The organism is Hyphomicrobium sp. 1Nfss2.1, from assembly GCF_965243865.1.
Classification (GTDB): domain Bacteria; phylum Pseudomonadota; class Alphaproteobacteria; order Rhizobiales; family Hyphomicrobiaceae; genus Hyphomicrobium_A.
The window spans coordinates 563,195-587,473 of sequence record NZ_OZ251603.1 but is presented as its reverse complement, the minus strand read 5'-3'; the positions used below and the strand labels follow the sequence as shown (position 1 = coordinate 587,473).

Below are 24,279 nucleotides of genomic sequence, written 5' to 3'. Positions count from 1 at the left end.
GTTTCAAAGATCACTCGCCGAGTGCGAACACCCAGATCGATCCGCCTTCAGGAACCGACTTCTCCCAGCCGACCTGATCGTGCATCTTGCCCTGGATCCACTGTGCATCCACGCCCCAGCCAGAGACAACGGCGATGTACTGCTTGCCGTCGATCGAGAAGCTGCTGGGCGGAGAGATAATGCCCGACGGAGTGGGGAACTCCCACAGCAGCTTGCCGTTCTTGCCGTCGTAGGCGCGGAACATGCGGTCGTTAGTGCCGCCCACGAAGACCAACCCACCGGCCGTCGTCAGGATCGAACCGAAGTTCCACGAGTGCTTATAGGTCTGGCGCCAGACTTCCTTGCCGCCATCGACGCTCCATGCCTGGACGCCGCCAATGAAGGGGAAGTTGTCGTCGACCTTGAGGTCAAGTTTCTTGATGTCGACGCCTGCCGACCACTGACCCGGCAGAACGGGCTGGATCATGCCGGTCAGCGTCATGCAGTGATTGTCGTTGAAGGGCACGTACAGCATTCCGGTCTTGGGATTGTACGCCTCATACGGCCAGTCCTTGCCGCCCCAAAGGCTCGGGCAGTAGGTTGCCGTCTTGTCGGTGCCAGGCTTTGCGTCCTCATTATAGGTGGGACGGCCCGTCTTCGGATCAATGGTCTTGAAGACGTTGTTCTTCACATAGCCTTCGGACTTGTCATAGCTGATCTTGCCCTTGGCATCGCGATCGAGCCAATAGAGGCGGCCATTGCGCTGGGCGCTGATGAGGCCCGGCACCTTCTTGCCGTCACGATTGAACTCGACGAGCGTCGGCGCATTCATGCCGGCCCAGTCCCAGGAGTCATTCCAGTGATACTGGAAGTGGCTGATGATATCGCCGTTGTCCGGATTGAGTGAAACGACCGAGGCGAGATAGAGGTTGTCGCCGGGACGCTGATCGCCGAGCCACGGTGCGCCGTTGCCCACGCCCCAGTAGATGACTTCATTCTTCGCGTCGTAGTTTCCGGGCATCCACATGGTGCCGCCGCCGTTCTTCCAGGCGTCTTTCCAGCGACCTTCCTGCGGCCAGGTTTCAGAACCGGGTTCACCGGGAGCCGGAACCGAGTAGCGAGTCCAGGCGAGCTTGCCCGTCTCGGCATCGAATGCCTTGACGAAGCCGCGCACGCCGAATTCGCCGCCAGACGGACCGACGATGATCTTGCCCTTCACGGCAAGCGGAGCGGAAGTGATGTAGGCGCTTTCCTTCTCCCAGTCGCAAACGGGAGACTCCCAGACTTTCGTTCCGGTCTTCGCATCGAGAGCCGTCAGAACGCAATCGATGCCGGCGACGTAGACCTTATCGCCCCAAAGCGCGACGCCGCGGTTCGTCATGTGCAGCGCGCCGAAGCCCTCAGGCAGTTCGCGCTGGTACTTCCACAAGGAGCGGCCGGTCTTGGCATCGAACGCCAGGACCTGGTTGCGCGGTGTGGCGACGAACATGTAATCGCCGTTGACGATGGCGGGTGCCTCGTGACCCGAAGCGACGCCAGTGGCGGCGGACCAGACCGGCTTCAACTTTGCGACGTTCGAAGTGTTGATCTGGTCGAGCGGCGAGTAGCTCCAGCCCTCATAGTTGCCCTTGGCAAGGAGCCAGTTCTCAGGTTCCGGATTGGCAAGGCGCGCATCGGTGACCGGCTTGTAGTCGGCCGCGTTGAGCGCCGATGCGATCGTCAATGCGATCGCAGCGACGGGTAGTCGTAGTGTCATTGTGTCCTCCCAATTTTTTGTCGATTGATTTGGTGTGCGGCAGTTTTCTGCCGCTCACGCGGCTGGCGGTCCGATCGGGCCGTCCAGCTTCCCTGCAACCACCAGTGCGTCATCGGTGATGGCGACTGGCAGCATGGCTAGTTTGCGCGTGGCCGGTCCGTGTGCGACGGCACCGTCGTTGCCGACATCGAATGTCGAGCCGTGGCAGTTGCAGACGATCATGCGCTGGTTTTCGTGGATGCTCGTGATCGGGCAGCCGTTGTGTGTGCAGACCGCCGAGTAGGCGACGATCCCATCGGCCGAGTGCGGCTTTGTTGATGGTCCGATCTCGTCTTCCTTCAGCCGAACAAGCAGAAGGAGACTGGCGCGCGACTGAATGACAGTCTGCGTCTTAGGATCCATCGGATAGACGAGAACGGGGGGCTCGCCGAGCTTGACGTCGGCGGGGGCCACAACCTTCCCCTCGTTGTCGCCTGTCATGTAGACGAGGTGATCGCCCGGTTCAGGGCGTGAGCGTTTGGACTGAGCGAACGCCGACGATCCAGAAAGCATGTCCGTGGCTGCCGCACACCCGGCAAGCGCGAGCCCCTTCACAATCGCGCGACGCCCGACTTGGCAAGCGCATTCCCCCTCTCGGCCGGCACTGGTACCGGTCGTGGTCTCCTTCGGCATCCTCACTCCCCAACCTTTGTTCTTACGTGCTTTGTTCTTACGTGCCTGACGTGGAAATCCGGTGGGCTCACCGCCGCAACCCGACCCTTCACGAGTAGTTAAAGGCACAAACCGTGCCAACCGGGCGAGTTGGGATGTTCGATGCCCAATCAGGCGCGTTCGCACCGGATTCTCGGGCCTATCGACGTGAGATGCTGTGCAGCTCACACCTGATGGTTGCAGCGCACGCGTGTCCGCGGACAGGGGAGCGTTACACGCGGGGCGCTGATCTGTCACAGCACCGGGGCCGTCACGCGCACTCGCATCTGAGCGGAAGGCGAGCTGCGCGTTACTCCGGCGCAACAGATAGAAGAGAGAAGTTGGGTCGCGCGAGCCTCCGGTGATTGTCACCTGTGTGCGCCGATTGCGGAAAGACGTGGGTTTCTCTCGGCCAACTCACACCATCAAGGCTGGATGATGCGCGTAGCGCGCCCCGTGGTGCGATCTCACCGCAATAGTTGGCATACGCCTTGCCTTACTCGTTCTTCGTAAGCGTGCCCGCGTCATGCGTTCGGGTGCGCAAATGAGTACGCGACCCGTCAAGTCGTGACAGTATTTGTAGGAGTAAGCGTAATGCGTGGGGGAAGTCGTGCGCTGTGCTGCGCCGTCGTGATGATGGCAGCAGGCGCGATCCAAGGCGGTAAGGCCTCGGCCGCAGATCTCGGTGGCGATTGCTGCTCTGATCTGGAGGAGAGGATAGCGGAACTAGAGGCGACGACCGTGCGAAAGGGCAACCGAAAGGTCTCGTTCTCGATCTCGGGCTTCGTCAGCCAGCAGGTCATGTACTGGGACGATGGCAACGAGAGCAACGTGTACGTCAACGGCCAGGCACCTGACCTTGCTACGCGGTTCACATTCGCCGGTGAGGCGATCATCAGCCCGGGTTGGAAGGCAGGCTATCAGCTGACGGTTTCGCTCGATGCGACTGATGCATTGCTGGTCGATCAGAATACCTCGAATGCCGGCACTGGCATCGACCTCATCCACTCCAACTGGTACCTGCAGAGTGACAGGCTCGGCCGCGTGACCGTCGGCAAGCAGTCACATGCCTCGGACAATGCGGCGCTCGATTCCGACCTTTCGGGCACGCTGATTGCCGCAAACACCGTGACCTTCGATGGTGCCTCCTTCCGCTTGCGGCCGAAGGGCGGTCTTTCTGGCGCTGCGGGCCTTTCGACCGCCACCTGGTGGGATCTTGCATTCTTCTGCCAGTCGACGCAGCTCGGTATTGGCGGCGACTGCGCTGGCGATCGTCGCAACGCGATCCGCTACGATACGCCAACTTTCGGTGGGCTCGTGCTCTCAGCGTCCTGGGGCGAGGATGATTTCTGGGACCTGTCCGCCCGTTGGAAGGGTGAGTGGCAGGACTTCCAGCTGGCGCTCAGCGGCGCTTATACGTCGGCTTCCGATCCGGCCTTCGGTGACGCCACCTACGCGCAGATCGGTGGCTTCATCAAACACAATCCGTCCGGACTTTGGGTGCACGCGCTCTATGGTGAGGAAGGCGCGTCGCTGCCAGGAACGCAGGACGACTATCATTACTACATCAAGGCAGGTCTGACGCAAAAGTGGGTCCCGCTCGGCAACACGCACATCTATGGCGAGTACGGACAGAACCGCGATATGCATGCCTCGTATCCGGCCGGCAGCTCCAGCCTGTGCGCAGACTTCTTCGGCGTCGGCGGCAGCATCAGCGATGCTTGCAGCAGTGCCGCTGACACGGACGTCACCTTGACGGGGACGGATGCCACGCGCATTGGCGTCGGCCTCGTGCAGGATATCGATGCGGCTTCGATGCAGCTCTGGGCGAAGTGGCGTATGCACCAGCTCGAAGCGACCTACGTGGACGGCGGCGTTGCTGGAAAGCAGAAGTTCGAAAGCTTCAACATGGGCATCGTCGGCGCAATCATCTTCTTCTAAGCGCTGGAACCTCCGAACTCCTCGCGCAGCCTCGGGGGCGACTTCGGTCGCCCCCTTTTTTTATCTGTGAAGGTGATGGGCAGCCGGAGCGAAATGCGCCCGGTCAGGCATCTATGACAATGAGATGCACGCTCTTGGGGCCATGGGCGGGCCGCACGATGATGCCGCCGACGTCGGCGGTGCGCGAAGGCCCGGAGATGACGTTCACAGCGCGCGGCCAGTTTTCGACGGCCATGCGGGCCCAGACATCTTCGGGATGATCGACGACATCTTCGGCGCGCAGCACGATCACGTGCATATCGGGAAGAAAATTGAGGGTCGTGGGGTTATCGGGCGCTGAAGCCACGACCACGCTACCGGTTTCGGCTATGCCGGCCAGTGCCTGCGTCACACACAGGCGCTCGACGTGGCGTCCGGGGCCGAAGTTGATCTTCCAGTCCGCAGGCCAGCCGAGGTTCTGAATGGCCTTGGCGACGCTGATGTCAGGTGTTTCGTCGTCTGGCATGAGGGCGCGCACAGCCGAGACGAGCAACTGCTGCGAAGCAAGGCGCTCGACAGTGAAGTTGTTCGTGACGACCTTGGAAAGAAACTGCGACATGCGATCAGCGCCGAGACCAACCTTGGGTCCGGTGGGTCGCTCGTCCATCCGCGCATCGAGCACAGCGTGATCGTCTTCCGATGCATGGCCTTCACCGAGCGCCGATCGGATGCGCTGCAGGATCTTCTCACGTCCCAAAGACTGCTACCCTTGCTTTTTTGATTTTGCCCAGGCGGCATGGAATGTCGTGCCTTGGGGTGCTGGCATATCACGTCCCGCGGTCCATCCGGAAGCGAGAGGGAGGCGACGAAAGCGCCCGCTCGAGCGGCCCAACAGCCCGCCGATGCCGACGAGCGCGCGCGTCACGGCGTGGTAGAGTTTGGGGTGCGTCGCCAGCCAGGCCCATGCATCAATGCCCCAGCGTGCCTTGCCGCGGATAAAACCTTCTTCCCACTGATCGTGGCGGAGATGACGCAGCATGTCCGGCAGAGGAATCTTGACCGGGCAGACCTGCTGACAGCGTCCATTCAGCGTGCACGCGTGCGGCAGCTCCTGCGCCTTCTCATGCCCTGCGATCATGGGGGTCAGCACGGCGCCCATAGGGCCTGGATAAACCCAGCCATAAGCATGGCCGCCGACTGAGAGATACACCGGGCAATGGTTCATGCAGGCGCCGCAGCGGATGCAGCGGAGCATCGGCCGGTAGGCCCCCTCGAGCATCTTCGTGCGGCCGTTGTCGACGAGAACGACGTGGTATTCCTCGGGCCCATCCAGATCGCCCTCGCGCCGCGGACCCGTGGAGTAGGTGACGTAGCTCGTCACGTCCATGCCGAGCGCGCTGCGTGCGAGGAGGCGCAACAGCACCGAAGTGTCGTTCAGCGTCGGTACAACTTTTTCAATGCCGGCGGTTACGATATGAACGCGCGCCAGCGTCGATGTCAGATCGCCGTTGCCTTCGTTTGTGACGATGACGTTGGAGCCGGTCTCGGCGACGAGAAAATTGGCCCCGGTGATGCCGACGTCAGCGGCGAAGAACTTGCCGCGCAGGACCGACCGCACCTGGCCGATCAGCTCGGCGGGGTCCTCAACGCGATCCTCAAAGCCGTACTTCCGATGATGCTCGTGGAAGAGCGAGGCGATCTGGCTCGTCGTCTTGTGGATCGTCGGCATGACGATATGGCTCGGCGCTTCCTTTGCAAGCTGCACGATGTATTCGCCGGCGTCCGTCTCGATTACTTCCAGGCCGTCGGCTTCCAGAGCATCGTTTAGCCCGATCTCCTCAGAGACCATGGACTTGCCCTTGGTGACGGTCTTGGCGCCAACGCGCGCGCAGATATCCCGGATGATCCGGCAGGCATCCTGCGCATCCGACGCCCAGTGGACGTGGCCGCCGCGGCGGACGACCTCAGCCTCATAGCGCGTGAGGTAATAGTCGAGGTTGTCGAGCGTGTGGTCCTTGATCGCGCGGCCTGCTTCGCGCATTGCTTCGAACTCGGGCAGAGCCGAGACGGCGCGCGCGCGTGCAGCGACGAAGCCGCCCTTGAGGCTTCCGATCGAGCGCTGGAGGTTCTCATCGGAAAGGGCTTGCGCAGCGCGCTGTTGGAAGCCCTGCGGTTGGGCGCTCATCAGGTCTTCTCCGCTTCGCCGATGCCCGGGCCCTTGGCCATCCCTGCAAGCACCTCAGCGGCGTGGAACACGCGCGTCGTCTTGCCGAGGCGCTTCAGCCTGCCAGCAATGTTCAGGAGGCACCCGAGGTCTCCGCCGATGACGGTGTCGGCGCCGCTCATGTCGATGTTGCCGACTTTGTCGGAGACCATCTTCACGGAAATATCCGGATACTTGACGCAGAATGTTCCGCCAAAGCCGCAGCAGGTTTCCGCGTCCTGCAACTCGCGCAGCTCGAGACCGGCAACATCGGAAAGCAGCTGCCGCGGCTGAGCTTTGATGCCGAGCGTACGAAGGCCCGAACAGCTATCGTGATAGGCAACCGTGCCTGCGTACGAAATGCCCTCTACGCGGACGTGAAGGATGTCGCTGAGGAAGGACATGAGCTCGTAGCTGCGTTCACTGAGTGAGGCAGCGCGCGCGCTCCATGCCGGGTCGTCCTTGAGCATCTCGGGGTAGTCTTTGCGGATCATCGACATGCAAGAGCCAGAGGGGCCGACGATATAGTCGAATTCGGAGAACGTTTTGATAACCTGCTTGGCGATGCGTCGCGCAGCTTCGGTATCGCCGCTGTTGTAGGCAGGTTGCCCGCAGCAGACCTGCTGTGAGGGCACCTCGACAATGCAGCCCGCATCCTCAAGGAGCTTAATCGCAGCAAAGCCCACGCTAGGGCGGAAGAGGTCGACGAGACACGTAACAAACAGCGCCACCCGCGGTGGAGACGTCGATAGACCGGAGGTGGGTTCTGGCTGAGACATGAAATTCGTCGACCTCTTACTTGGCAATCAGTGGACGAGCAGGTTGAACGGCCAGTAGTAGGCTTGCCCCATCACCAGCAACCCGACGAGCATGGCCAACGCCACGCTGTGGAAGAATACGAAGCGCAAAATCGTGCCTTCATGGCCGTACCAGCGGGTGGCCGTGGACGCGACGACGATGCTCTGGGCATCAATCATCTTGCCCATCACACCGCCGGAACTGTTGGCGGCCGCCATGAGCGTCGAGTTGATGCCGAGCTGTTCGGCGCTGACCTTCTGCAAGCCACCGAAGAGAACGTTCGATGCGGTGTCAGAGCCGGTGAGGGCAACGCCTAGCCAGCCGATCAGCGTGCCGAAGAATGGATAGAACCAGCCGGTGTTGGCGAGTGCCAGACCGAGCGTCGCGTCGGTCCCGGCGTATCGCGTCACGAAGCCGATCGCCAACATTCCGGCGATTGTCAGTAGCGAATAGCGCACTTGATAGAGGCTGCGCAGGTAGATCCGGACGATGCTTATGGGGCCGTAGCCTAGCAGGAAACCGGAGAGTATGCCTGCGAGTAGAATGCCTGTTCCTGTCGCCGAGAGCGCATTGAACGTGTAGATCGCAGCTTCGGCGTGGGGTGTTGGCACCACGGGAGGCACCTTCTGCACGAGTTCGTGCAGGCCCGCGACGGGGTATTTGTAGATCCAGATACTGTCGAGATACGCCTTGCCCTGCGGTGTTCCCCACGTGAACACGAATACGCTGAGCAGGAGCCAGGGCATCCATGCGCGAAGCACGGCTGCGCGCGATGGTTCAGGCGCTGCAACGGCGGCTGCGCCTACGCTGGCTGCACCGGCAAGTGGCGTGGTTTCCGTCGCTGTCGCGCCATCCGCACTGGTCATGGCGTTCTTGGGCTGCCAGACCCGCAGGAACAACGCTAGGCAGATCATCGAGCAGATCGCGGCAATGATGTCGACCAGCCAAGGCCCGTGGAAATTCGATACGAGATACTGGGGAATGGCAAAAGAAAGGCCCGCGACGAGCACGGGCGGCCAAACCTCAATCATGCGCCGAAAGCCCGCAAAGGCCCAGATGAGCCAGAAGGGCACGATCAGCGAGAAGAGGGGAAGCTGGCGACCGATCATTCCGCTGAGCTCATGCAGATCGAGCCCCGTCACAGCCGCCAGCGCGATGACTGGAGATCCGAGTGCTCCGAAGGCAACCGGCGCGGTATTGGCGATGAGCGATAGCCCCGATGCGGAGAGGGGTGAGAACCCCAGTCCGATCAGCATTGCAGCTGTAACCGCGACCGGCGTGCCGAAGCCTGCAGCGCCCTCGAAGAAAGCGCCGAGCGAAAACGCGATGAAGAGAAGCTGTAACCGCCGGTCGTCGCTGATGTTGCGAATGCTCTGCTGCAGCAGCGTGAACTCTCCGCGCTCATTGGTGAGCTGGTAGAGGAAGATCACATTGAGGATGATCCAGCCAATCGGCAGGAGGCCGAAGGCTGCGCCATAGGCTGCAGCCCGCCCCGCCATATCCGCCGGCATACCAAAGCCGACAATGGCGACGAGCAGCGCCGCGGCAAGTCCGAGCAGCGCCGCGATGTGCGCCTTTATCTCGAATATGGCGATCGAGCCGAGCAGGACGACCACAGGCACGGCCGCAGCGACGGCCGAGAGAAGCATGTCCCCGAAGGGATCATATGTTTGAGACCACACGACATTTCCACCCCGTAATGCGACGGGCTCAGTACAGAAGCACCTGCCCGTTCTGTTGGTAAGATGACTAGACCACGAATTATCTATGGCGCAATAGTTTGTTTCTATTGACAGCCCTGGGTCACCGCATACACCATTGCGACAATTGGTGTCGGCTACCTGTCCAAAGGTCAATACGGATTGCGAAATGACTGAACGAATTCGCCCGCAGAAGATCGCCGAGGCGATCGCCGACCATCTCGAGAAGCTGATCTTGCAGGGCGTTCTGAGGCCTGGCGAGCGTCTTACTCCGGAACGCGAGCTGGCTGAAAAGCTCGACGTCTCGCGCCCTTCGCTGCGTGAGGCGATCGACATGCTCGCGGAGCGCGGGCTGCTGCGCACGACGCGCGGGGGAACGTTTGTGGCGCAGTTTCTGTCGCCGCTACTGAAGCCGTTGGCGTCGCTGCTTGAGGACAATCCGCAGGCAACAGCGGACTATTTCGAGTTCCGGCAGTCAATGGATGCGCAGGCGGCGAGGTACGCTGCCGTGCGTGCATCCGAGGTCGATCGCGATGCGATCCGCACGGCAATTAACCAGATAAAGGCGGCGCACGAGCTCGAGGATTCGACGCAGGAATCCCAGGCGGACGTCGATTTTCACCTTTCCATCTACGAAGCCGCTCATAATGCCGTATTGCTGCATATTATGAGAGCGCTAGTGGAGTTGTTGCGGAGCAACATCTTCTACAGCCGGCAGCAGCTCTACCAACGCCCGAGTGTACGCGAGAAGCTTCTGGCTCAGCACTTGGCGATCGCGGATGCGATCTTTGCTGGGAAGCCGAAGGCGGCGGAGTCCGCCGCGGCGAACCATGTGGCGTTCACGTTCGAGACTGTCGAAGAGATACGCCGCGACAGCAAGCGGCTCGAAGCATCGCTCTTGCGCGTTGGCAGGAGTGACTACTTGGCGAGATGAGAAAACTCACCGCCGACAACAAGAAAAACTAAATGCGGCTCGTCGGGAGGGACGAGATGAATGGGATGCAACATGGAATGCCCGAGCAAGTAGGGTCTCGCGAATACGTTCACACGAAGAAGATACTCGAGGAGGTCGCGCGTGGAAGCGATCTCGCCGAAAAGGCGGACAACCTCGTCGTCTCTTCGTGGAAACGGTGCGTAACGCAGTACAAACTGGATCCGAACCGCCATAGCGGACCGGCTATCCTCACGCAGCCTGAGTTGCGTACTGCCAGCGACGCGCTCGATATGCTGACGCATGTCGCGAAACCCGACATTGTGCGGCTGATGAAGCGTCTGGCGCCGGCAAACTACGTGCTGATGCTGTCCGACGCTCATGGTGTTGCGCTCGATGTTATGAGTTCGACGCCAGCCGATCGCGCGCTGCGCCGGGTTGGTGTTTGCGCTGGCGCGGCCTGGGGCGAGGAGAACGCGGGGACGAACGGCATTGGCACGTCGATCGCTTCGGGATGTGGCGTCACCGTCCACCGTTCACAGCACTTTTTTCCGACCTATCTTGGTCTGACCTGCACGGCCGCGCCCGTTTTTGACGCAGCCGGCAACGTCATTGCTGCACTCGATGCGTCCGCTGTTGCGGACCTTCCGGAGGAAATGCAGTCTTTCGTGCTCGACCTCGTGCTCGAGACGACGCGGCGGATTGAGCGCAACTACTTTCTCAAGCGAAACCAGAACCGGCACATTCTGCGCATCGAGTGGGGGCTTGATGCTGCGATGGAGGGCGACGGCGCTCTGATTGCGCTCGACGACAACGCCGCGCCGGTTGAAATTCTCGGCGGCGCAAAGAGTGATCGGCTCCCCGAGCGCACGTCGCTGATCGGAAAGCCGCTCTCCGGTTTCCTCGATATCAATTGGCAGGACGGCAGCCCGCAGAAGGACCTCGACCGCGTAGAGCGCATTGGCATCGCCCGGGTAAAAGGGAGCGATCGGCCGTGCTTTACGAGTCTCATCGGGCCGGCTGGACGTACATCGCCGCTGCGCACCTCAAGGGCCTCTGCGCCCGCCCAACCGGCGCGAACACCGGCGCCAGCAAACGGCAATTGGCTCGGTCTCGAGACACTGACGGGCAGTGATCCGGTGATGCAGGAGCATCTGCGCACGATCAGGCAGCTCGTCGACAAGCGTCTTCCTATCCTCCTGCACGGCGAGACCGGCACCGGCAAGGAGGAGTTCGCGCGCGGCATCCATCTTGCGGGCGCCCGGGCGAGTGGCCCGTTCATTGCCATCGACTGCTCGTCAATCCCTGAGAGCCTTATCGAGAGTGAGCTGTTTGGCTACGAGACCGGCACGTTCACCGGTGCCCGCCGCGACGGGCGCAAGGGCCGCATCGCGGAGGCTAACGGTGGCACGCTCTTCCTCGACGAAATCGGCGATATGCCGCTGCAGTTGCAAACGCGTCTGTTGCGGGTGCTGGCGCAAAGCGAGGTCGTGCCACTTGGCTCCACGAAGCCGACCAAGGTCGATTTCAATGTCATCTGCGCCAGCCACCAGGATTTGCCGAAGCTCATCGCAGAAGGCCGCTTCCGCCAGGATCTCTACTATCGGATCGCAGGCATAAGGCTAGAGCTTCCGCCGTTGCGTGCACGGGCGGACAAGGCTGATGTCATTCTTGGGGCGCTCGCCATCGAGGCAGAGCAAATGGGGCTCGATAATCCACCGGGGCTGTCAGCAAAGGCACTGGAGATTCTCGTCGCGCAACCCTGGCCGGGCAATATGCGCGAACTTCGGCTCGCGGTGCGCTACGCACTCGCGTGCGCCGATCGTGACGAGATCGAGCATACTCGGCTTCCGACCTGGCTCGATCTCAATGCGTCGGACGCAGCAATCCAGGCAGGCGCGGAAGAAGTGATCGCGCCTGATGTTGCCGACGTCCTCGAGCGCAACGGCTGGTGCATCTCGGATGCAGCGAACGAGTTGAGCGTCAGTCGCCAGACGCTTTACCGCTGGATCAAGAAGCTCGACATCAACCGCCCGACCTAGCGGCTGCAAGGGTTGCGTCGCATGATGAGTTTCGGGGGTGTTGAAGGCGTGAACATCGAAGTTCAGGCGCCGAACCGCACTGCAAGCCTGTTGGCGCAGGACAGTGTGCTGCCGATCATGTGGAAATGGCGCTGCGATGGTGCGCGCACGGCTCTCGTTACACTTGTCGGCATCGATGGCACCTCACCACGGCCTCTGGGTGCGCAGATGGTCGTCGCGGAGGATGGCAGGCATTTCGGCTATCTTTCGGGCGGATGTCTGGAGCGCGCGATCGTCGTGGAGGCGCAGGACGTCATCCGCTCCGGAGAAAACCGGCTGGTGCGCTACGGACGCGGGTCCAGGTACATCGATGTACGACTGCCCTGCGATAGCGGGCTGGAATTCCAGTTCGATTGCACGCTGAGCCCGGAGTTGCTAGGGGCCAGTGTTCTCCATCTCAATGCGCGGCAGCGATTTGCCATGGACGCGGACCTTGAAGGTGGTTCGCGCAAGATTACGATGCTGGGCGGCGACGAGTTGCCTGAATGTGCGCGTGAGGGCAGTCGGTTCAGACGGGTCTATCTCCCGCAGCCACGTCTTCTGCTTCTCGGCAGCGGTCCGGTGCTGTCCGGGCTGGCGGCGCTGGCGCAGGCGACTGGATTGGAGACCGACGTGTGGGCTCCTGACGAGGGCACCCGCAGCCAGGTGCGCTCCGCGGGCATGGAGACGATATCAGGGGCAGATCTGCCGGAGCGTGCCGTCGAGCGGCTCGATTCCGCGTCTGCCGCGGTGCTCGTCTTCCACGAGCATGACGCCGAGCCGGCGTTGCTGGCGCGGCTGCTGCAACGCGATTGTTTCTATATCGGCGCCCTCGGCAGCCGGTCGGCGCACAAGGCGAGGCTGCGCGCACTCTTCGATCTCGGCTGGAGTCAATCGGACACGGCCCGCATCCGCGCACCCGTCGGCGCCATACAGGGAGCCAAGAGCAAGGCAACGCTTGCTGTCGGCATCTTGGCGGAGTTGCTGGCCGCGGCGAAGGAGCGGCGTCTCGTCAGCTAGGTCTTGCGTCGCGTATCACGTCGGACGCCGTCAGCAGAGCTAAAAATTGATCAGCGCACCCGTCGAGATGTAACGGAAGTCGTCGATGTCCCCTATGGAGGCACCGTCTATTTCGGCGTGATGTTCGCGGTATTTGATCCAAAGCGACATCGAGGCAGCGTCGATTTCCTGCACGAAGCCAAACCCGAACCGCTCGAACTCACTCGACGTGGCGCCCGCTGCCAGGGCTGTGGGCGATAGTTGATCGATATAAGCGCCATACTCGGCGTAGATTACGCTCGAGCCCATCGGCAACCATTGCCGGCGAATGCCGCCCTTCAGGTACCATTGGTGAGAGTTGGGCTCGGTGAAGCCAGCCAGCGTGCGCTCGCCGTTATTGTCTTCCGAGCCGTAGGCGGCATGAACGAACACACCGCTGGCGAGGTGCTGCGCGTAGCCGCCTGCTTGGAAGTATGCCGAGTCCTTGCTCGTTGAAATGGGCGGGGGTTGCGTATTTTCGTCGGTGTTGACCGAGTAGCCGACCCCGAACGCAAGTTTGAAGCCGCTGACCTGACCGACGTAACGCCCTGCGATCTCCCAGTCGTCGTCCTCGCCCCAACTTGCTGACATCGAGAACCCGGCGAAGGTCGGGCTGTCGTAGCGCACGCCGTTCATGACGATGCCGTCGCAGTCTCCGCCCCACGGCCGCTGTTGCGCGTAGCAGTAGCCGAAATCACCCCACCGCAAATTGGTCAGTGCACCGTTCGAGCGCAGAAAGAATGCCCCACCATCGAACAGGACGTAGTTGGCGATAACCTGCGTGCCGGAAAGGTCAGTGAACATGGCCGCGCTCTTGGCGGCGAGCGCATTCTTTCCCAAGCTGAGCTTGCCCAGTTGCTTGCTGGCGACATACCAGTTCGCCATCTGCACGTTGAGGCCCTGGTTCGTGCTCGGAACGTTTTGGCTGGACCCCATAGGATTGTCGGTAAGATCCTGGATACGGATCATGTAGCCCGCGTTCACTCCGGGCGATATCGATGCCTCGCCGGTGATGCGGAAGTTGGTCGCCTGCGTCGGACCGATGTCGGAGATATAGGCGTTGCGTTCGACGCCGTCGTTCCAGAACATGATCTGCTTGGTGACGTAGCCGGTAATGGTCAGCGATACCTTGCGGTTGCCTTTGCGCGCCGTCGTTGCCTCGAGATCGGCAATGCGCTCTTCCAGATCATTGCAGCATTCACTTCCGAGATCGGCCGCGGACGACGGTCCGGCGAACGAGAGACAGGCAGCCATGGCAACTGCGCGAAGGCTCAATCCGAATTTGATCATGACGCTATTCGACTCTCACTTTCCAATCACGGGATCGCGGCTTGCGCCACATGTGCAACTGCGTGGTGCAACGGGAGAACAGGGGTGGCGCCAATGAGGATGATGCATGGTCCGTCGCCTGGAGCCGCTGCAGTGCGCTCGGGCAGTGTGGCGATCGATGCAACGACGACATGCTGATCTGGACGGGTCGCATTGAATATGGCGACTGCCGGATGCGATGCGACGAGACCACGGCGCTGCAGCTCGGTGCACAACGTTCCAAGGGTCGCCTTAGGCATGTAGACGGCCGTCGTGGCCTTTGGATCGGCGAGTCCCGCCCAATCGAAGTCGTCCGGCAGGCGACCGTCGGCTGCGTGTCCGGTGATGGCCTGGAAGCGGCGGGCGCCGCGCCTGCGCGTCAGTCCGATGCCCAATGCGCTGGCTGCTCCTTGGGCTGCCGAGATGCCGGGAACCACCGTGTATCCGATGCCAGCGTTCTCTAGCGCCGCGATCTCCTCGTCGAGGCGCCCGAACATTAGCGGGTCGCCGGCCTTGAGGCGAACGACACGGCGGCCTGCAGACGCGAGGCCGACCATCAGGGCGTTGATGTCGGATTGGCGGCATGCGCGGCCGTAGCCTTTTTTACCGACGTCGATACGCTCGACGTGCGTTGGTGCAAGGGCAAGAACCTCGGCTGAAACGAGCTGATCGTGCAAGATGACGTCGGCACTCTGCAGCGCGCGCAAGGCTTTGAGCGTAATGAGTTGCGGATCGCCGGGTCCAGCGCCGACCAGCGACACGTGACCTTGCTGGCTGCCTGCCCTCGCGGTCGGGGTGGGTACGCCGCTATGAGATGCAATCTTGTTGCGCATGATGGCGCTCACCCGCTGAAGAAGCGTAGCGAGCAAGTCCGCTAGTGTTGGCGAAAATATCAAAGCGCTGCGCATCCGGTCTCCTAGCTCGACGTGACGAGCGCTTTCGGCATCGGTGCCATTGGCATTGCCGTTTTCTGCTCGATGATGTTGCGGATCTCGGAGCGGCAGGAGCCGCAATTCGTTCCGGCTTGCGTTGCGGCGCCGACTGCCGCAACGCTCGTGCAGCCTCGCGCGACGGCTTCCGCGATTTCATTGATGCCGACACCGAAGCAGGCGCAAACAGTGGCTCCACGATCGAGGGAGTTTGCTCCGGGACGACCTGAGAGCACGGTGCTGCGCTTGCGCGCGGATGCTTGTGGCGCAGTGAGTTGGGATATTGCCCAATCCCGTGAGACAGCTACCGGCTCCGACGCGAGAAAGATCAGACCCTCGAGCGCGCCATTCTCGTAGCAGGCGAAGCGCTGATGGCCGGCCTGTCCGTCACGATAGGCGACCGTGTCGACGTTCGCGCCGACGAGCGTTCGCGTGAATTGTGTCCAGTCGTCTGGATCGGTGCCAAATGCCAGCTCGACCCGCCAGCCGCCGTTGCATTTGGCAATGGCCCAGTAAGTCGCGTCGATCATTGCCGGCGGGTGCCGAAGCACGGCAAAGCCGTAGGTCTGGGCAACGAAGCGCTCCATGCGCGCCGCCATAGTTTTCAAGGCTGGCTGGCCGGAGGTGGGATCGGTTCGTCCCTCTATCAGAACGTCAACGCGCGCCCGCGAGGCGAACACGTCGTTCCAGTGCATGGGTACGAAGATCGAGCCGATTTGCTGGCGCGGCGTTAGCAGTGCACGCACGATGATGGCGCCGAGCCCGGTGGATACGCGCACGAGGTCGGCATCTGCAATGTGCGAGCGCGCGGCGTCGTCCGGATGAATTTCGACAAAGGGCTCGGCATAGTGTTGCGACAGGCGCGAACTTTTGCCCGTGCGCGTCATCGTGTGCCAATGGTCCCGCACGCGACCAGTGTTGAGCGTGAAAGGAAAGCCGGGCTGTGGCGGTGTGTTCGATGCAACCTGAACCGAGACGAAGCGGGCTTTCCGGTCAGGCGTAAAGAAGTGGCCGTTGCCGAGCATGCGCTGCGAGGAAGCGCGATCCGCCGGGCGGGGCCACTGGAACGGGGCGAGGTCGTCGTAGCTATCGGAGTCGATATCCGCACAGCTGCCGATGTCGAAATCGCGCGTGCCAGTATTCTCGAACTGCGACAACGCCGCGTGCTCAGCAAAAATCTCGGCCGGCTCGGTGTAAGTGAAGCCGCCTGCGTGACCCATGCGGCGCGCCACTTCGCAAACGATCCACCAATCGGGTCGCGCGTCGCCTGCGGGGGTCATGAACCCACGCTGACGTGATATGAGCCGCTCGGAGTTGGTGACGGTGCCGTTCTTTTCGCCCCAGGCGGCCGCCGGCAGAAGGACATGCGCGAGCTTTGCTGTTTCGGTCGTTGCGGTGACGTCAGAGGCGACCACAAAGGGGCAGGCGCGGATAGCTTCTGCAACGCTCTCAGCGTCCGGCATCGAGACCACCGGATTGGTCGCCATGATCCACAATGCCTTGATGCGGCCGTCGGCAACGGCGCGGAACATATCTACTGCCTTCAGGCCGGGTTTGTCGGCTATGGTGGGTGACTGCCAGAACCGCTGGACGCGGTCGCGGTCGGCGGGGTTCTCGATCGTCATATGAGCGGCGAGCATGTTCGCAAGCCCGCCGACCTCGCGGCCGCCCATGGCATTCGGCTGGCCTGTCACGGAGAACGGTCCCATGCCGGGACGCCCGATGCGTCCCGTCGCCAAATGGCAGTTGATGATCGCGTTGACTTTGTCGGTGCCAGTTGCGGACTGATTGACGCCCTGGCTGTAGACCGTGACCGAACGTTCCGTCTTTGCAAACAACTCGAAGAATGCCTGCAGCGATGGGGCAGAAATACCCGTGAGGCGCACGAGGGCATAGAGGTCCAAGGTATTTGCAATGCGCAGCGCCTCGTCGAAACCGTTGGTGTGGCGGCCGACGAATTTTCGGTCGATGGCGCGATTGCGGGCGAGATGGCGCAACAGCCCGAGAAACAGCGCCACGTCCCCGTCGGCCTTGATCGGCAAGTGCAGGTCGGCAATGTCCGCCGTCGCGGTGCGGCGCGGATCGATGAGGACGACCTTCATGCGCGGCCGTCTCTCTTTTGCGGCCACCAAGCGCTGGTAGAGTACGGGGTGACACCAGGCGAGGTTAGAGCCGACGAGCACAACGAGGTCAGCTATTTCCAGATCCTCATAGCAGCCCGGTACGGTGTCGGAACCGAAGGCACGGCGGTGCCCGGCGACCGAGGACGCCATGCAGAGGCGTGAATTGGTATCGATGTTCGCCGAGCCGATGAAGCCCTTCATCAGCTTGTTGGCGACGTAATAGTCTTCGGTCAGGAGTTGGCCGGAGACATAGAACGCGACCGAGTCAGGCCCATGCTCGCGGATCGTTTCGTTGAATTTCCCAGCAACGAAATTGAGAGTCGTATCCCAGTCGGTGCGGGCACCGTGCACCTGGGGCGCTAAGAGCCTATCGTCGAGGTCAATGGTCTCCGCCAGGGATAGGCCCTTCGAGCACAGACGGCCGCGGTTCGCCGGATGCGTTGCGTCGCCGCGCACGCTGACCTCTCCATCGCTGCCGATCTGGGCGATGACGCCGCAGCCGACGCCACAGTAGGGGCACGTAGTTTTGATCGAGCGTGGGGCTGGCATGTCCATGGTCAGGCCGCGCGCTCGGCATTCAGATTAAGGGCGACGTAGAGCTTTCCATCCTCGACTTTGACTGGAATGGTTCTGACGCATCCTTCGTCGGCACCGAGGGCTTTGCCGGTTTCGAGCGAGATCACCCAATTGTGCAGTGGGCAGGTGACCGACGCGCCATGCACGATGCCCTGGCTAAGAGGGCCGCCTTTGTGAGGGCAGTGGTCATCGATGGCGAAGACGCTGTTATCGCCGGTGCGGAATACTGCGATCTTTCCCTCGGGCGTCTCAATGCAGCGGGCGCCGCGTTGGGGGATGTCGGAGAGCGTGCCGATAGCTGTCCAATGCATGCCGGTCACTCCGCTGCCTGGGGAATCGGAACCGCCGCGAGGGGGCGGAACTCGTGCTTGTGCAGTCCGGATACGCGCTCCGACCACGGGTCAACCTGGGCGAACTTCTGCGAGTGCACGAAACGGTCGAAGTAGGCGACGCGGCGTTCAGTATCTTCAAGTGTCTGGCGGCGGATCTCGTCGATGCCGATGCGCTTTGCCCATTTGTAGATGCGTTCCAGATATCGAGCCTGTTCGCGATACATCTGTACCAGCGCGACAATCACTTCGAGCGCCTCGTCCTCGGTCTTCACGAGCCCAAGAACCTCTGTGCCCTTGATGTCGAGCCCGGCAGCCCCCGCGAAATGAATCTCAAAGCCGCTGTCGACACAGATCACGCCGACGTCCTTGCAGGTCGCCTCAGCGCAATTGCGCGGACAGCCCGACACGGCCATCTTCACCTTGGCTGGTGTCCACGAGCCCCACATGAACTTCTCGATGCGGATTCCGAGGCCGGTCGAATCCTGTGTGCCGAAGCGGCACCAGTCGGAGCCGACGCAGGTTTTCACGGTGCGCAGTCCCTTCGCGTAGGCGTGGCCAGAGACGAATCCAGCGTTGCCGAGGTCCGCCCAGACCGCAGGCAGATCCTCCTTCTTGATGCCAAGCATGTCGATGCGTTGGCCGCCGGTCACCTTCACCGTGGGGATGCTGAACTTGTCGACGACGTCGGCAATGGCGCGCAGCTCAGCCGCGCTCGTGACGCCGCCCCACATGCGCGGAACGACCGAATAGGTGCCGTCCTTCTGAATGTTGGCGTGCACGCGCTCGTTGATGAAGCGCGACTGGTAGTCGTCGGCGTATTCGCCCGGCCAATCGCACACGAGATAGTAGTTGAGCGCGGGGCGGCATTTCGCACAGCCGCAGGAGGTCTTCCATTCGAGCTCCTGCATGACGGCGTAGATGGTCTTGAGGCCCTTTGCCTTGATGAGCCTGCGGACGTCGTCGTGTCCGAGATCGGTGCAACCGCACATCGGTTGAACGGCGGCGGGATTGTACGCATCGCCGAGCGTCAGCTTCATCACTTGCTCGACAAGCCCTGTGCACGAGCCACACGAGGCCGAGGCTTTTGTATGGGCCCGCACGTCGTCTAGCGACGAGAGGTGCTTTGCCTTGATGGTGTCGACGATCTTGCCCTTACATACGCCGTTGCAGCCGCAGATCTCTGCGTCATCGGGCAACGCTGCAACGGCCGCCATAGGGTCCAGCGGCGCGCCGCCCTGGTATGCCTGACCGAAGATCAGCGTGTCGCGCATCTCGGTGATGTCGACTTCGCGCTTCTTGAGGTCGTTGAACCACGCCCCGTCGGCCGTCTCACCGTAGAGCACGGTGCCTATGATGCGGTTTTCCTTCAGGATGAGCCGCTTGTAGACACCGGCCTCGGCATCGCGCAGCACAATCTCCTGGCGGTCGTCACCGTCGGCGAAGTCGCCGAGCGAGAAGAGGTCGATCCCAGTGACCTTCAGTTTGGTCGGCGTGTCGTTGTGAACGAAGCGTGGAGTGGTGTCGCCGGTGATGTGTGCGGCTGCGATGCGCGCCATTTCGTAGAGCGGCGCGACGAGGCCGTACACATGGCCGCCGACCTCGGCGCACTCGCCGATGGCGAAGATGTCGGGATCGGAAGTGTGCATCCCGTCGTCGACTAAGATGCCACGTTGGATTGCGAGACCGGCCTCCTTGGCGAGGCCTGTGCTTGGACGGATGCCGGCGGCCATGACGACGAGATTTGCTGGAATGATGCGACCGTCGGCCAACTCGACGCCCTCGGCGCGGCGCTGGCCGAGTACCGCTTTGGTCTCTGCCTTGGTGATGATCTTGATGCCGCGGCTCTCGAGTTCGCGTTGCAGCATGTAGCCGGCGGCGGGATCGAGTTGGCGTTCCATCAGCGTCGGCATGAGGTGGAGAACTGTGACGTCCATGTCGCGTGCGGAGAGACCTGCTGCGGCTTCGAGGCCGAGCAGTCCACCGCCAATGACAACCGCCTTCGCACGGGACTGCGCCGCCAGCAGCATGGCATTGACGTCATCGAGGTCGCGATACGACAGCACGCCAGGAAGATTGTTGCCCGGAACAGGAAGGATGAACGGTACTGACCCGGTGGCAATGACGAGCTTGTCGTAGGGAGCGGTGACACCCTGGTCGGACGTTACCGTCTTGGCGGAGCGATCGATGGCGACGATGCGGTGTCCCTTGTACAGTGTGATGCCGTGCTTGATGTACCAGCCGTCGCCGTGAATGATGATTTGCTCGTATTCCTTCTCGCCTGACAGCACGGGCGACAGCATGATGCGGTCGTAATTCACCCGGGGCTCGGCGTTGAAGATAGTGACCTCGTAGCGGTCCGGCGCGCGCTCGAACAGATGCTCGAGCATACGGCCGGGCGCCATGCCGTTGCCGATGATGACGAGTTTCTCAGTCATTTGGACTCCCCCGCTCATTCGGCTGCGACGACGACGTCTCGGGGCGGAGTGTCGGTGCGCTGCTGCTGAGTGCGGCGCACCGTAACGTCCATCCACACGAGGGCCACGGCGACGATGACGAACAGCAACATGAAGCAGCTGGACCATAGTCCGGTGAGGTCGTTGAGCGCGCCGAAGGCGATCGGCAGAACGAAACCGCCGAGACCGCCAATCATGCCGACCAATCCGCCGACCGCGCCAACGTTGTTCGGGTAGTAGGATGCTATGTGCTTGAACACGGCCGCCTTGCCGAGGCTCATGAAGAAGCCGAGGACGAACGCGGCGACGATGAAGGCCATTATCCCGATCTCGAAGTGCGATGAGATATCACCCTTGATGCCGCGCATGACGTAGCTGGTGGGCGGCAAGGAAAGGATGAGCGTCGCCACCGCCGATGCGCCGAGGCTCCAGTACATCACAGAGCGCGCGCCGATGCGGTCCGATAGCACGCCGCCGTAGGCGCGAAAGATGCTTGCTGGAATTGAGTAGAGCGCACCGATCATGCCCGCGGTGGCGATGTCGAAACCATAGACGCCGATCAGGTAGCGCGGCAACCACAGTGCCAGCGCGACGAAAGCACCGAACACGAAGAAGTAGTAGTATGCAAAGCGCCATACGCGCAGGTCTCGCAGTGCCGACATCTCAAGCAGCATCGGCTTGGCCGGTGCGCCGGTTCGGCGGCGCTCGATGAGCACTGGGTCGTCGACCGTTGAGACATAGAATGCGATGGCCATCAACGCGAGTGCGCCAGCCCAGACGAGCGCTACGGCTTGCCAGCCCCATGCGAGCAGCACGAAGGGGGCGGCGAACTTGGTGACGGCGGCGCCGACATTGCCGACGCCGAAGATGCCAAGGGCCGTGCCCTGTCGTTGTTGGGGATAGAAGCGCGAAACGTAGGCTACGCCGACAGCAAACGAGCCGCCTGCCAAGCCGACACCAAGGGCGGCTGCAAGCACCTGCGCGTAAGTGTGCGCAAAGGCGAGTAGAACCGTTGCGATGCTCGTCGCCAGCATCACGAGCGTAAACACCAGGCGACCACCGTAGCGGTCGGTCCAGATGCCGAGAAAGATGCGGGACAGCGAGCCGGTGAGAATTGGCGTGCCGACGAGGAGGCCGAATTCGGTTTCGGTAAGGCCCAGCTCGTCCTTGATGCGTACGCCGATGATTGAAAAGATTGTCCACACTGCGAAGCAGACGGTGAAAGCCAGGGTGGACACCCAGAGGGCGCGCCCCTCGTCGGTGGACGGGTTCAGGTCCGCAGTTCTGGTCTCGTGCATTCGGCGATCTCCAGCGTCGCAAAAGCCCAAAAACAAAAAAGCTGCCGGCCAAACCCCTGCGCACGCGTGGCGCAATGGTTTGAACGGCAGCTTTGCCAGATGTGCGCCCGTCATTGGGCGCGGGTCGATCATCGGTGAGCAGATCGGATGCCAGCCTTCATGACCGGCGTAATCGGCTCAGATCAACCTGATGACTAATTTGCTACGCGTTTGGGTGCGGCGCGGCAAGCCCAAAGAATAGTCAAAAACAAGGCGTAGCGGCCCAAAGTTTGTGCAGCGCAAAGTCGCCGTACCGTCAGCGTCTCTGTGCGTCGATGTAGTGATCGAGCTTATCGGGATCGAACAGCGCGCCGTCGAAAAATCCATCGGGGCCGAGTGTCAAACTGGCGCCGGCGGATCCGACGGGTGTGGGCGAGAGAAGTGCGCCTTCGACCTTGGCATTCGCGGCCGGGAGGGCGATGCCGAGTGGCTTCAGGGCGCTGCGATAGATGTCCGGCCGATAGGTCTCGCGGGCGATGGCGGCATTCTCCGGCGTGTGCGCGGCCTGTCCCCACCGCACCATCTGCGAATAGAACCAGAGCGCGTGGCTCTTCCAGGGAAACGTCGCGCCCTTGGCGAACGGCACGAAGAAGTCCTCGATGCTCTTGGTCTCTTCACCGCCGACGTCGAGGTTTCCGGACAGGCCGCGGAGCAGCCAATCAGCGGGGCGCGCGACGTAGTTCGGTTCGGCAAGCATCTGTGCCAGCTCGCCGTGGTGTTCAGCCCTGCTGCACCACTGCGCCGCGAGGCAGAGAGCACGCAGCAGCGCTGCGAGAGCGTCAGGTTCACGCTCGGCCCAGATAGCGGCTGCTCCGAGCACCTTTTCGGGGCTTGACCGCCATATCGCAGCCTTGACGGTGACGATGTGTCCGGCGCCCGCGGCCGTAGCGGCCGTGCTCCAGGGCTCGCCAACGCAATAACCGTCGATGGTTCCGGCGGCGAGTGCATCGGCCATGAGCGGCGGTGGCAGGATGACGATCTCGACTTCGCGATCTGGCTCTATGCCGCTTGCAGCGAGCCAATAGCGGAGTTCGTAGTTGTGTCCGGAGAACGGATGCACGACGGCAAACTTTAGAGGTGGTACCCAGTCACGCTCGCGCTGCGAAATGGTCAAGCGCAGTGCGCGGCCGGCAAGTGCCGGGTCCAAGCTCGCCGTAGCGCCGTGCTCTGCCATCTGCGCCCAGAGCGCATTGGATACGGTGACCGCGTTGCCTCCGAGGCCAAGCGCGATCGGCGCGATCGTCTTGGCGGCAAGTGGTGTCAAGCCAAGATTCGCTGCGATCGGCATCGGCGCCAGGAGGTGCGCGACCTGGAAGTGCCCGACGGCCATACGATCGCGAATGCTGGCCCATGACGTTTCCCGGATCAGCCGGAGATCAATGCCTTGATCGGCCGCAAATCCCCGCTCCTTGGCAGCGACGAGAATAGCGCTGTCGAGCAGCGGCATGAAGCCGGCGACGATCTCGTGGTTGCTCTTTGCGCTCATCACTCCTCCGGTGGGGCGAGAAGCCCCGCGGCCGTAATCAGACTTTCCGCAATGTCGGAGATTTTGCGGTTCTGGTTCATCGCAGTCTTGCGCAACAGCGCATAGGCATCGGACTCGCTCAAGCCGCGCGTCGACATCAGGATGCCTTTGGCGCGGTCGATGAGCTTGCGGCTTTCCAGCTGCGATCTGGCCTCATCCAGCTCACGCGCCATGCGCGCAAAGGCGTTGAAGCGACTTATGGCCATGTCGATGATTGGCTTGACGCGCTCTCTTTTCAGACCATCGACGACGTAGGCCGACACGCCAGCCTCGACGGCGGCCTCGATCGATGCCTGGTCCGCGCGGTCGACGAACATGGCGATAGGCCGCTTCACCGCGCGCGACAGTTGAAACATGCTTTCCAGCATGTCGCGATTGGGGTTCCCGAGGTCTATAACGATGACGTCCGGCGCCGAGTCCGCGATTTTGCGCGCGATCCCCAGCACATCGTTGATGACAGTGAGATTGGAGTACCCCGCGTCGCGCAGTCCATCCTCTATGACCGCGGCACGCAGGCGGTTCTCATCGATGATTAGGATCGACAGTGGGGTTGGACGTTCCGGCATTGGGCGCTCTGGCGACGAAGCAAGCGCCCATAGCACGACACCACGACGAGGGACA

18 protein-coding genes are annotated in these 24,279 nt (G+C 62.0%); 4 read left to right on the top strand and 14 right to left on the bottom strand.

The features are described from left to right. Nucleotides 1-10: 10 nt before the first annotated feature. Both ACP15D_RS02915 and ACP15D_RS02910 read right to left on the bottom strand, forming a co-directional pair. The gene (locus ACP15D_RS02915) at nucleotides 11-1,735 is read right to left on the bottom strand and encodes a PQQ-dependent dehydrogenase, methanol/ethanol family (RefSeq protein ID WP_424956072.1); all 1,725 of its coding nucleotides are present in this window, start codon (nucleotides 1,733-1,735) and stop codon (nucleotides 11-13) included. 54 nt (nucleotides 1,736-1,789) lie between these two features. Then, a complete protein-coding gene (locus ACP15D_RS02910) occupies nucleotides 1,790-2,287 on the bottom strand; it encodes a ubiquinol-cytochrome c reductase iron-sulfur subunit (protein WP_424956071.1) in 498 nt (165 codons plus the stop codon). Nucleotides 2,288-3,019: 732 nt separating this feature from the next. Between ACP15D_RS02910 and ACP15D_RS02905 the strand changes: the two genes are divergently transcribed. Further along, the gene (locus tag ACP15D_RS02905) at nucleotides 3,020-4,366 is read left to right on the top strand and encodes a porin (RefSeq protein WP_424956070.1); all 1,347 of its coding nucleotides are present in this window, start codon (nucleotides 3,020-3,022) and stop codon (nucleotides 4,364-4,366) included. A gap of 103 nt (nucleotides 4,367-4,469) precedes the next feature. On the opposite strand, the gene ACP15D_RS02900 is transcribed toward ACP15D_RS02905, so the two are convergent. Genes ACP15D_RS02900 through ACP15D_RS02885 form a run of 4 tightly spaced genes read right to left on the bottom strand, consistent with a single transcriptional unit; the run spans nucleotide 4,470 to nucleotide 8,995 of the window. Further along, nucleotides 4,470-5,102, bottom strand: coding sequence for a LutC/YkgG family protein (locus ACP15D_RS02900; protein ID WP_424956069.1), 633 nt, complete (start codon nucleotides 5,100-5,102; stop codon nucleotides 4,470-4,472). Between the two features lie 6 nt (nucleotides 5,103-5,108). Next, nucleotides 5,109-6,530 (bottom strand): LutB/LldF family L-lactate oxidation iron-sulfur protein, encoded by a 1,422-nt coding sequence (locus ACP15D_RS02895; RefSeq protein WP_424956068.1) that lies wholly within the window; start codon nucleotides 6,528-6,530, stop codon nucleotides 5,109-5,111. Further along, nucleotides 6,530-7,327 carry a (Fe-S)-binding protein gene (locus tag ACP15D_RS02890; RefSeq protein ID WP_424956067.1) on the bottom strand — a complete coding sequence of 266 codons (798 nt, stop codon included), beginning with the start codon at nucleotides 7,325-7,327 and terminating at the stop codon, nucleotides 6,530-6,532. Before ACP15D_RS02890 ends, ACP15D_RS02895 begins: the two co-directional genes overlap by 1 nt. A 27-nt stretch (nucleotides 7,328-7,354) precedes the next feature. Next, nucleotides 7,355-8,995 (bottom strand): L-lactate permease, encoded by a 1,641-nt coding sequence (locus tag ACP15D_RS02885; protein ID WP_424959161.1) that lies wholly within the window; start codon nucleotides 8,993-8,995, stop codon nucleotides 7,355-7,357. Between the two features lie 220 nt (nucleotides 8,996-9,215). Here ACP15D_RS02885 and ACP15D_RS02880 point away from each other — a divergent pair, with 220 nt between their 5' ends. From ACP15D_RS02880 to ACP15D_RS02870, 3 genes are all read left to right on the top strand, one after another. Continuing rightward, nucleotides 9,216-9,980 (top strand): FCD domain-containing protein, encoded by a 765-nt coding sequence (locus ACP15D_RS02880; RefSeq protein ID WP_424956066.1) that lies wholly within the window; start codon nucleotides 9,216-9,218, stop codon nucleotides 9,978-9,980. 77 nt (nucleotides 9,981-10,057) lie between these two features. Beyond that, nucleotides 10,058-12,019, top strand: a complete 1,962-nt coding sequence (locus tag ACP15D_RS02875; RefSeq protein ID WP_424956065.1) for a sigma-54-dependent Fis family transcriptional regulator — start codon at nucleotides 10,058-10,060, stop codon at nucleotides 12,017-12,019. Between the two features lie 21 nt (nucleotides 12,020-12,040). After that, the gene (locus tag ACP15D_RS02870; protein ID WP_424956064.1) at nucleotides 12,041-13,057 is read left to right on the top strand and encodes an XdhC family protein; all 1,017 of its coding nucleotides are present in this window, start codon (nucleotides 12,041-12,043) and stop codon (nucleotides 13,055-13,057) included. A gap of 39 nt (nucleotides 13,058-13,096) precedes the next feature. Here ACP15D_RS02870 and ACP15D_RS02865 read toward each other — a convergent pair whose 3' ends face one another. The 8 genes from ACP15D_RS02865 to ACP15D_RS02830 all read right to left on the bottom strand — a co-directional run bounded on the left by ACP15D_RS02865 (nucleotide 13,097) and on the right by ACP15D_RS02830 (nucleotide 24,224). Next, the gene (locus tag ACP15D_RS02865; protein ID WP_424956063.1) at nucleotides 13,097-14,365 is read right to left on the bottom strand and encodes a porin; all 1,269 of its coding nucleotides are present in this window, start codon (nucleotides 14,363-14,365) and stop codon (nucleotides 13,097-13,099) included. Nucleotides 14,366-14,391: 26 nt separating this feature from the next. Next, nucleotides 14,392-15,216: a uroporphyrinogen-III C-methyltransferase gene (gene cobA / locus ACP15D_RS02860; RefSeq protein WP_424956062.1), complete on the bottom strand. Its 825-nt coding sequence runs from the start codon at nucleotides 15,214-15,216 to the stop codon at nucleotides 14,392-14,394. Nucleotides 15,217-15,299: 83 nt separating this feature from the next. Beyond that, the gene (locus ACP15D_RS02855; protein ID WP_424956061.1) at nucleotides 15,300-17,990 is read right to left on the bottom strand and encodes a molybdopterin-dependent oxidoreductase; all 2,691 of its coding nucleotides are present in this window, start codon (nucleotides 17,988-17,990) and stop codon (nucleotides 15,300-15,302) included. Nucleotides 17,991-17,992: 2 nt separating this feature from the next. Beyond that, nucleotides 17,993-18,322: a nitrite reductase small subunit NirD gene (nirD, locus tag ACP15D_RS02850; protein ID WP_424956060.1), complete on the bottom strand. Its 330-nt coding sequence runs from the start codon at nucleotides 18,320-18,322 to the stop codon at nucleotides 17,993-17,995. Nucleotides 18,323-18,327: 5 nt separating this feature from the next. After that, the gene (nirB, locus tag ACP15D_RS02845; protein ID WP_424956059.1) at nucleotides 18,328-20,778 is read right to left on the bottom strand and encodes a nitrite reductase large subunit NirB; all 2,451 of its coding nucleotides are present in this window, start codon (nucleotides 20,776-20,778) and stop codon (nucleotides 18,328-18,330) included. Nucleotides 20,779-20,792: 14 nt separating this feature from the next. Continuing rightward, a complete protein-coding gene (locus tag ACP15D_RS02840) occupies nucleotides 20,793-22,094 on the bottom strand; it encodes an MFS transporter (protein WP_424956057.1) in 1,302 nt (433 codons plus the stop codon). 295 nt (nucleotides 22,095-22,389) lie between these two features. After that, nucleotides 22,390-23,619: a CmpA/NrtA family ABC transporter substrate-binding protein gene (locus ACP15D_RS02835; protein ID WP_424956056.1), complete on the bottom strand. Its 1,230-nt coding sequence runs from the start codon at nucleotides 23,617-23,619 to the stop codon at nucleotides 22,390-22,392. Continuing rightward, nucleotides 23,619-24,224: an ANTAR domain-containing response regulator gene (locus ACP15D_RS02830; protein WP_424956055.1), complete on the bottom strand. Its 606-nt coding sequence runs from the start codon at nucleotides 24,222-24,224 to the stop codon at nucleotides 23,619-23,621. Before ACP15D_RS02830 ends, ACP15D_RS02835 begins: the two co-directional genes overlap by 1 nt. Nucleotides 24,225-24,279: the final 55 nt, after the last annotated feature.

Bases quoted from the DNA above. Each gene is read 5' to 3' on its own strand.
- ACP15D_RS02885 (WP_424959161.1), bottom strand. From the start codon at position 8,995: ATGCTTCTCTCGGCCGTCGCTGCGGCCGTGCCTGTGGTCGTCCTGCTC.
- ACP15D_RS02910 (WP_424956071.1), bottom strand. From the start codon at position 2,287: ATGCTTTCTGGATCGTCGGCGTTCGCTCAGTCCAAACGCTCACGCCCT.
- ACP15D_RS02890 (WP_424956067.1), bottom strand. From the start codon at position 7,327: ATGTCTCAGCCAGAACCCACCTCCGGTCTATCGACGTCTCCACCGCGG.
- ACP15D_RS02875 (WP_424956065.1), top strand. From the start codon at position 10,058: ATGCCCGAGCAAGTAGGGTCTCGCGAATACGTTCACACGAAGAAGATA.
- nirB (WP_424956059.1), bottom strand. From the start codon at position 20,778: ATGACTGAGAAACTCGTCATCATCGGCAACGGCATGGCGCCCGGCCGT.
- cobA (WP_424956062.1), bottom strand. From the start codon at position 15,216: ATGCGCAACAAGATTGCATCTCATAGCGGCGTACCCACCCCGACCGCG.
- ACP15D_RS02840 (WP_424956057.1), bottom strand. From the start codon at position 22,094: ATGCACGAGACCAGAACTGCGGACCTGAACCCGTCCACCGACGAGGGG.
- ACP15D_RS02895 (WP_424956068.1), bottom strand. From the start codon at position 6,530: ATGAGCGCCCAACCGCAGGGCTTCCAACAGCGCGCTGCGCAAGCCCTT.
- ACP15D_RS02905 (WP_424956070.1), top strand. From the start codon at position 3,020: ATGCGTGGGGGAAGTCGTGCGCTGTGCTGCGCCGTCGTGATGATGGCA.
- ACP15D_RS02830 (WP_424956055.1), bottom strand. From the start codon at position 24,224: ATGCCGGAACGTCCAACCCCACTGTCGATCCTAATCATCGATGAGAAC.
- ACP15D_RS02915 (WP_424956072.1), bottom strand. From the start codon at position 1,735: ATGACACTACGACTACCCGTCGCTGCGATCGCATTGACGATCGCATCG.
- ACP15D_RS02870 (WP_424956064.1), top strand. From the start codon at position 12,041: ATGATGAGTTTCGGGGGTGTTGAAGGCGTGAACATCGAAGTTCAGGCG.
- ACP15D_RS02855 (WP_424956061.1), bottom strand. From the start codon at position 17,990: ATGGACATGCCAGCCCCACGCTCGATCAAAACTACGTGCCCCTACTGT.
- ACP15D_RS02865 (WP_424956063.1), bottom strand. From the start codon at position 14,365: ATGATCAAATTCGGATTGAGCCTTCGCGCAGTTGCCATGGCTGCCTGT.
- ACP15D_RS02880 (WP_424956066.1), top strand. From the start codon at position 9,216: ATGACTGAACGAATTCGCCCGCAGAAGATCGCCGAGGCGATCGCCGAC.
- ACP15D_RS02835 (WP_424956056.1), bottom strand. From the start codon at position 23,619: ATGAGCGCAAAGAGCAACCACGAGATCGTCGCCGGCTTCATGCCGCTG.
- nirD (WP_424956060.1), bottom strand. From the start codon at position 18,322: ATGCATTGGACAGCTATCGGCACGCTCTCCGACATCCCCCAACGCGGC.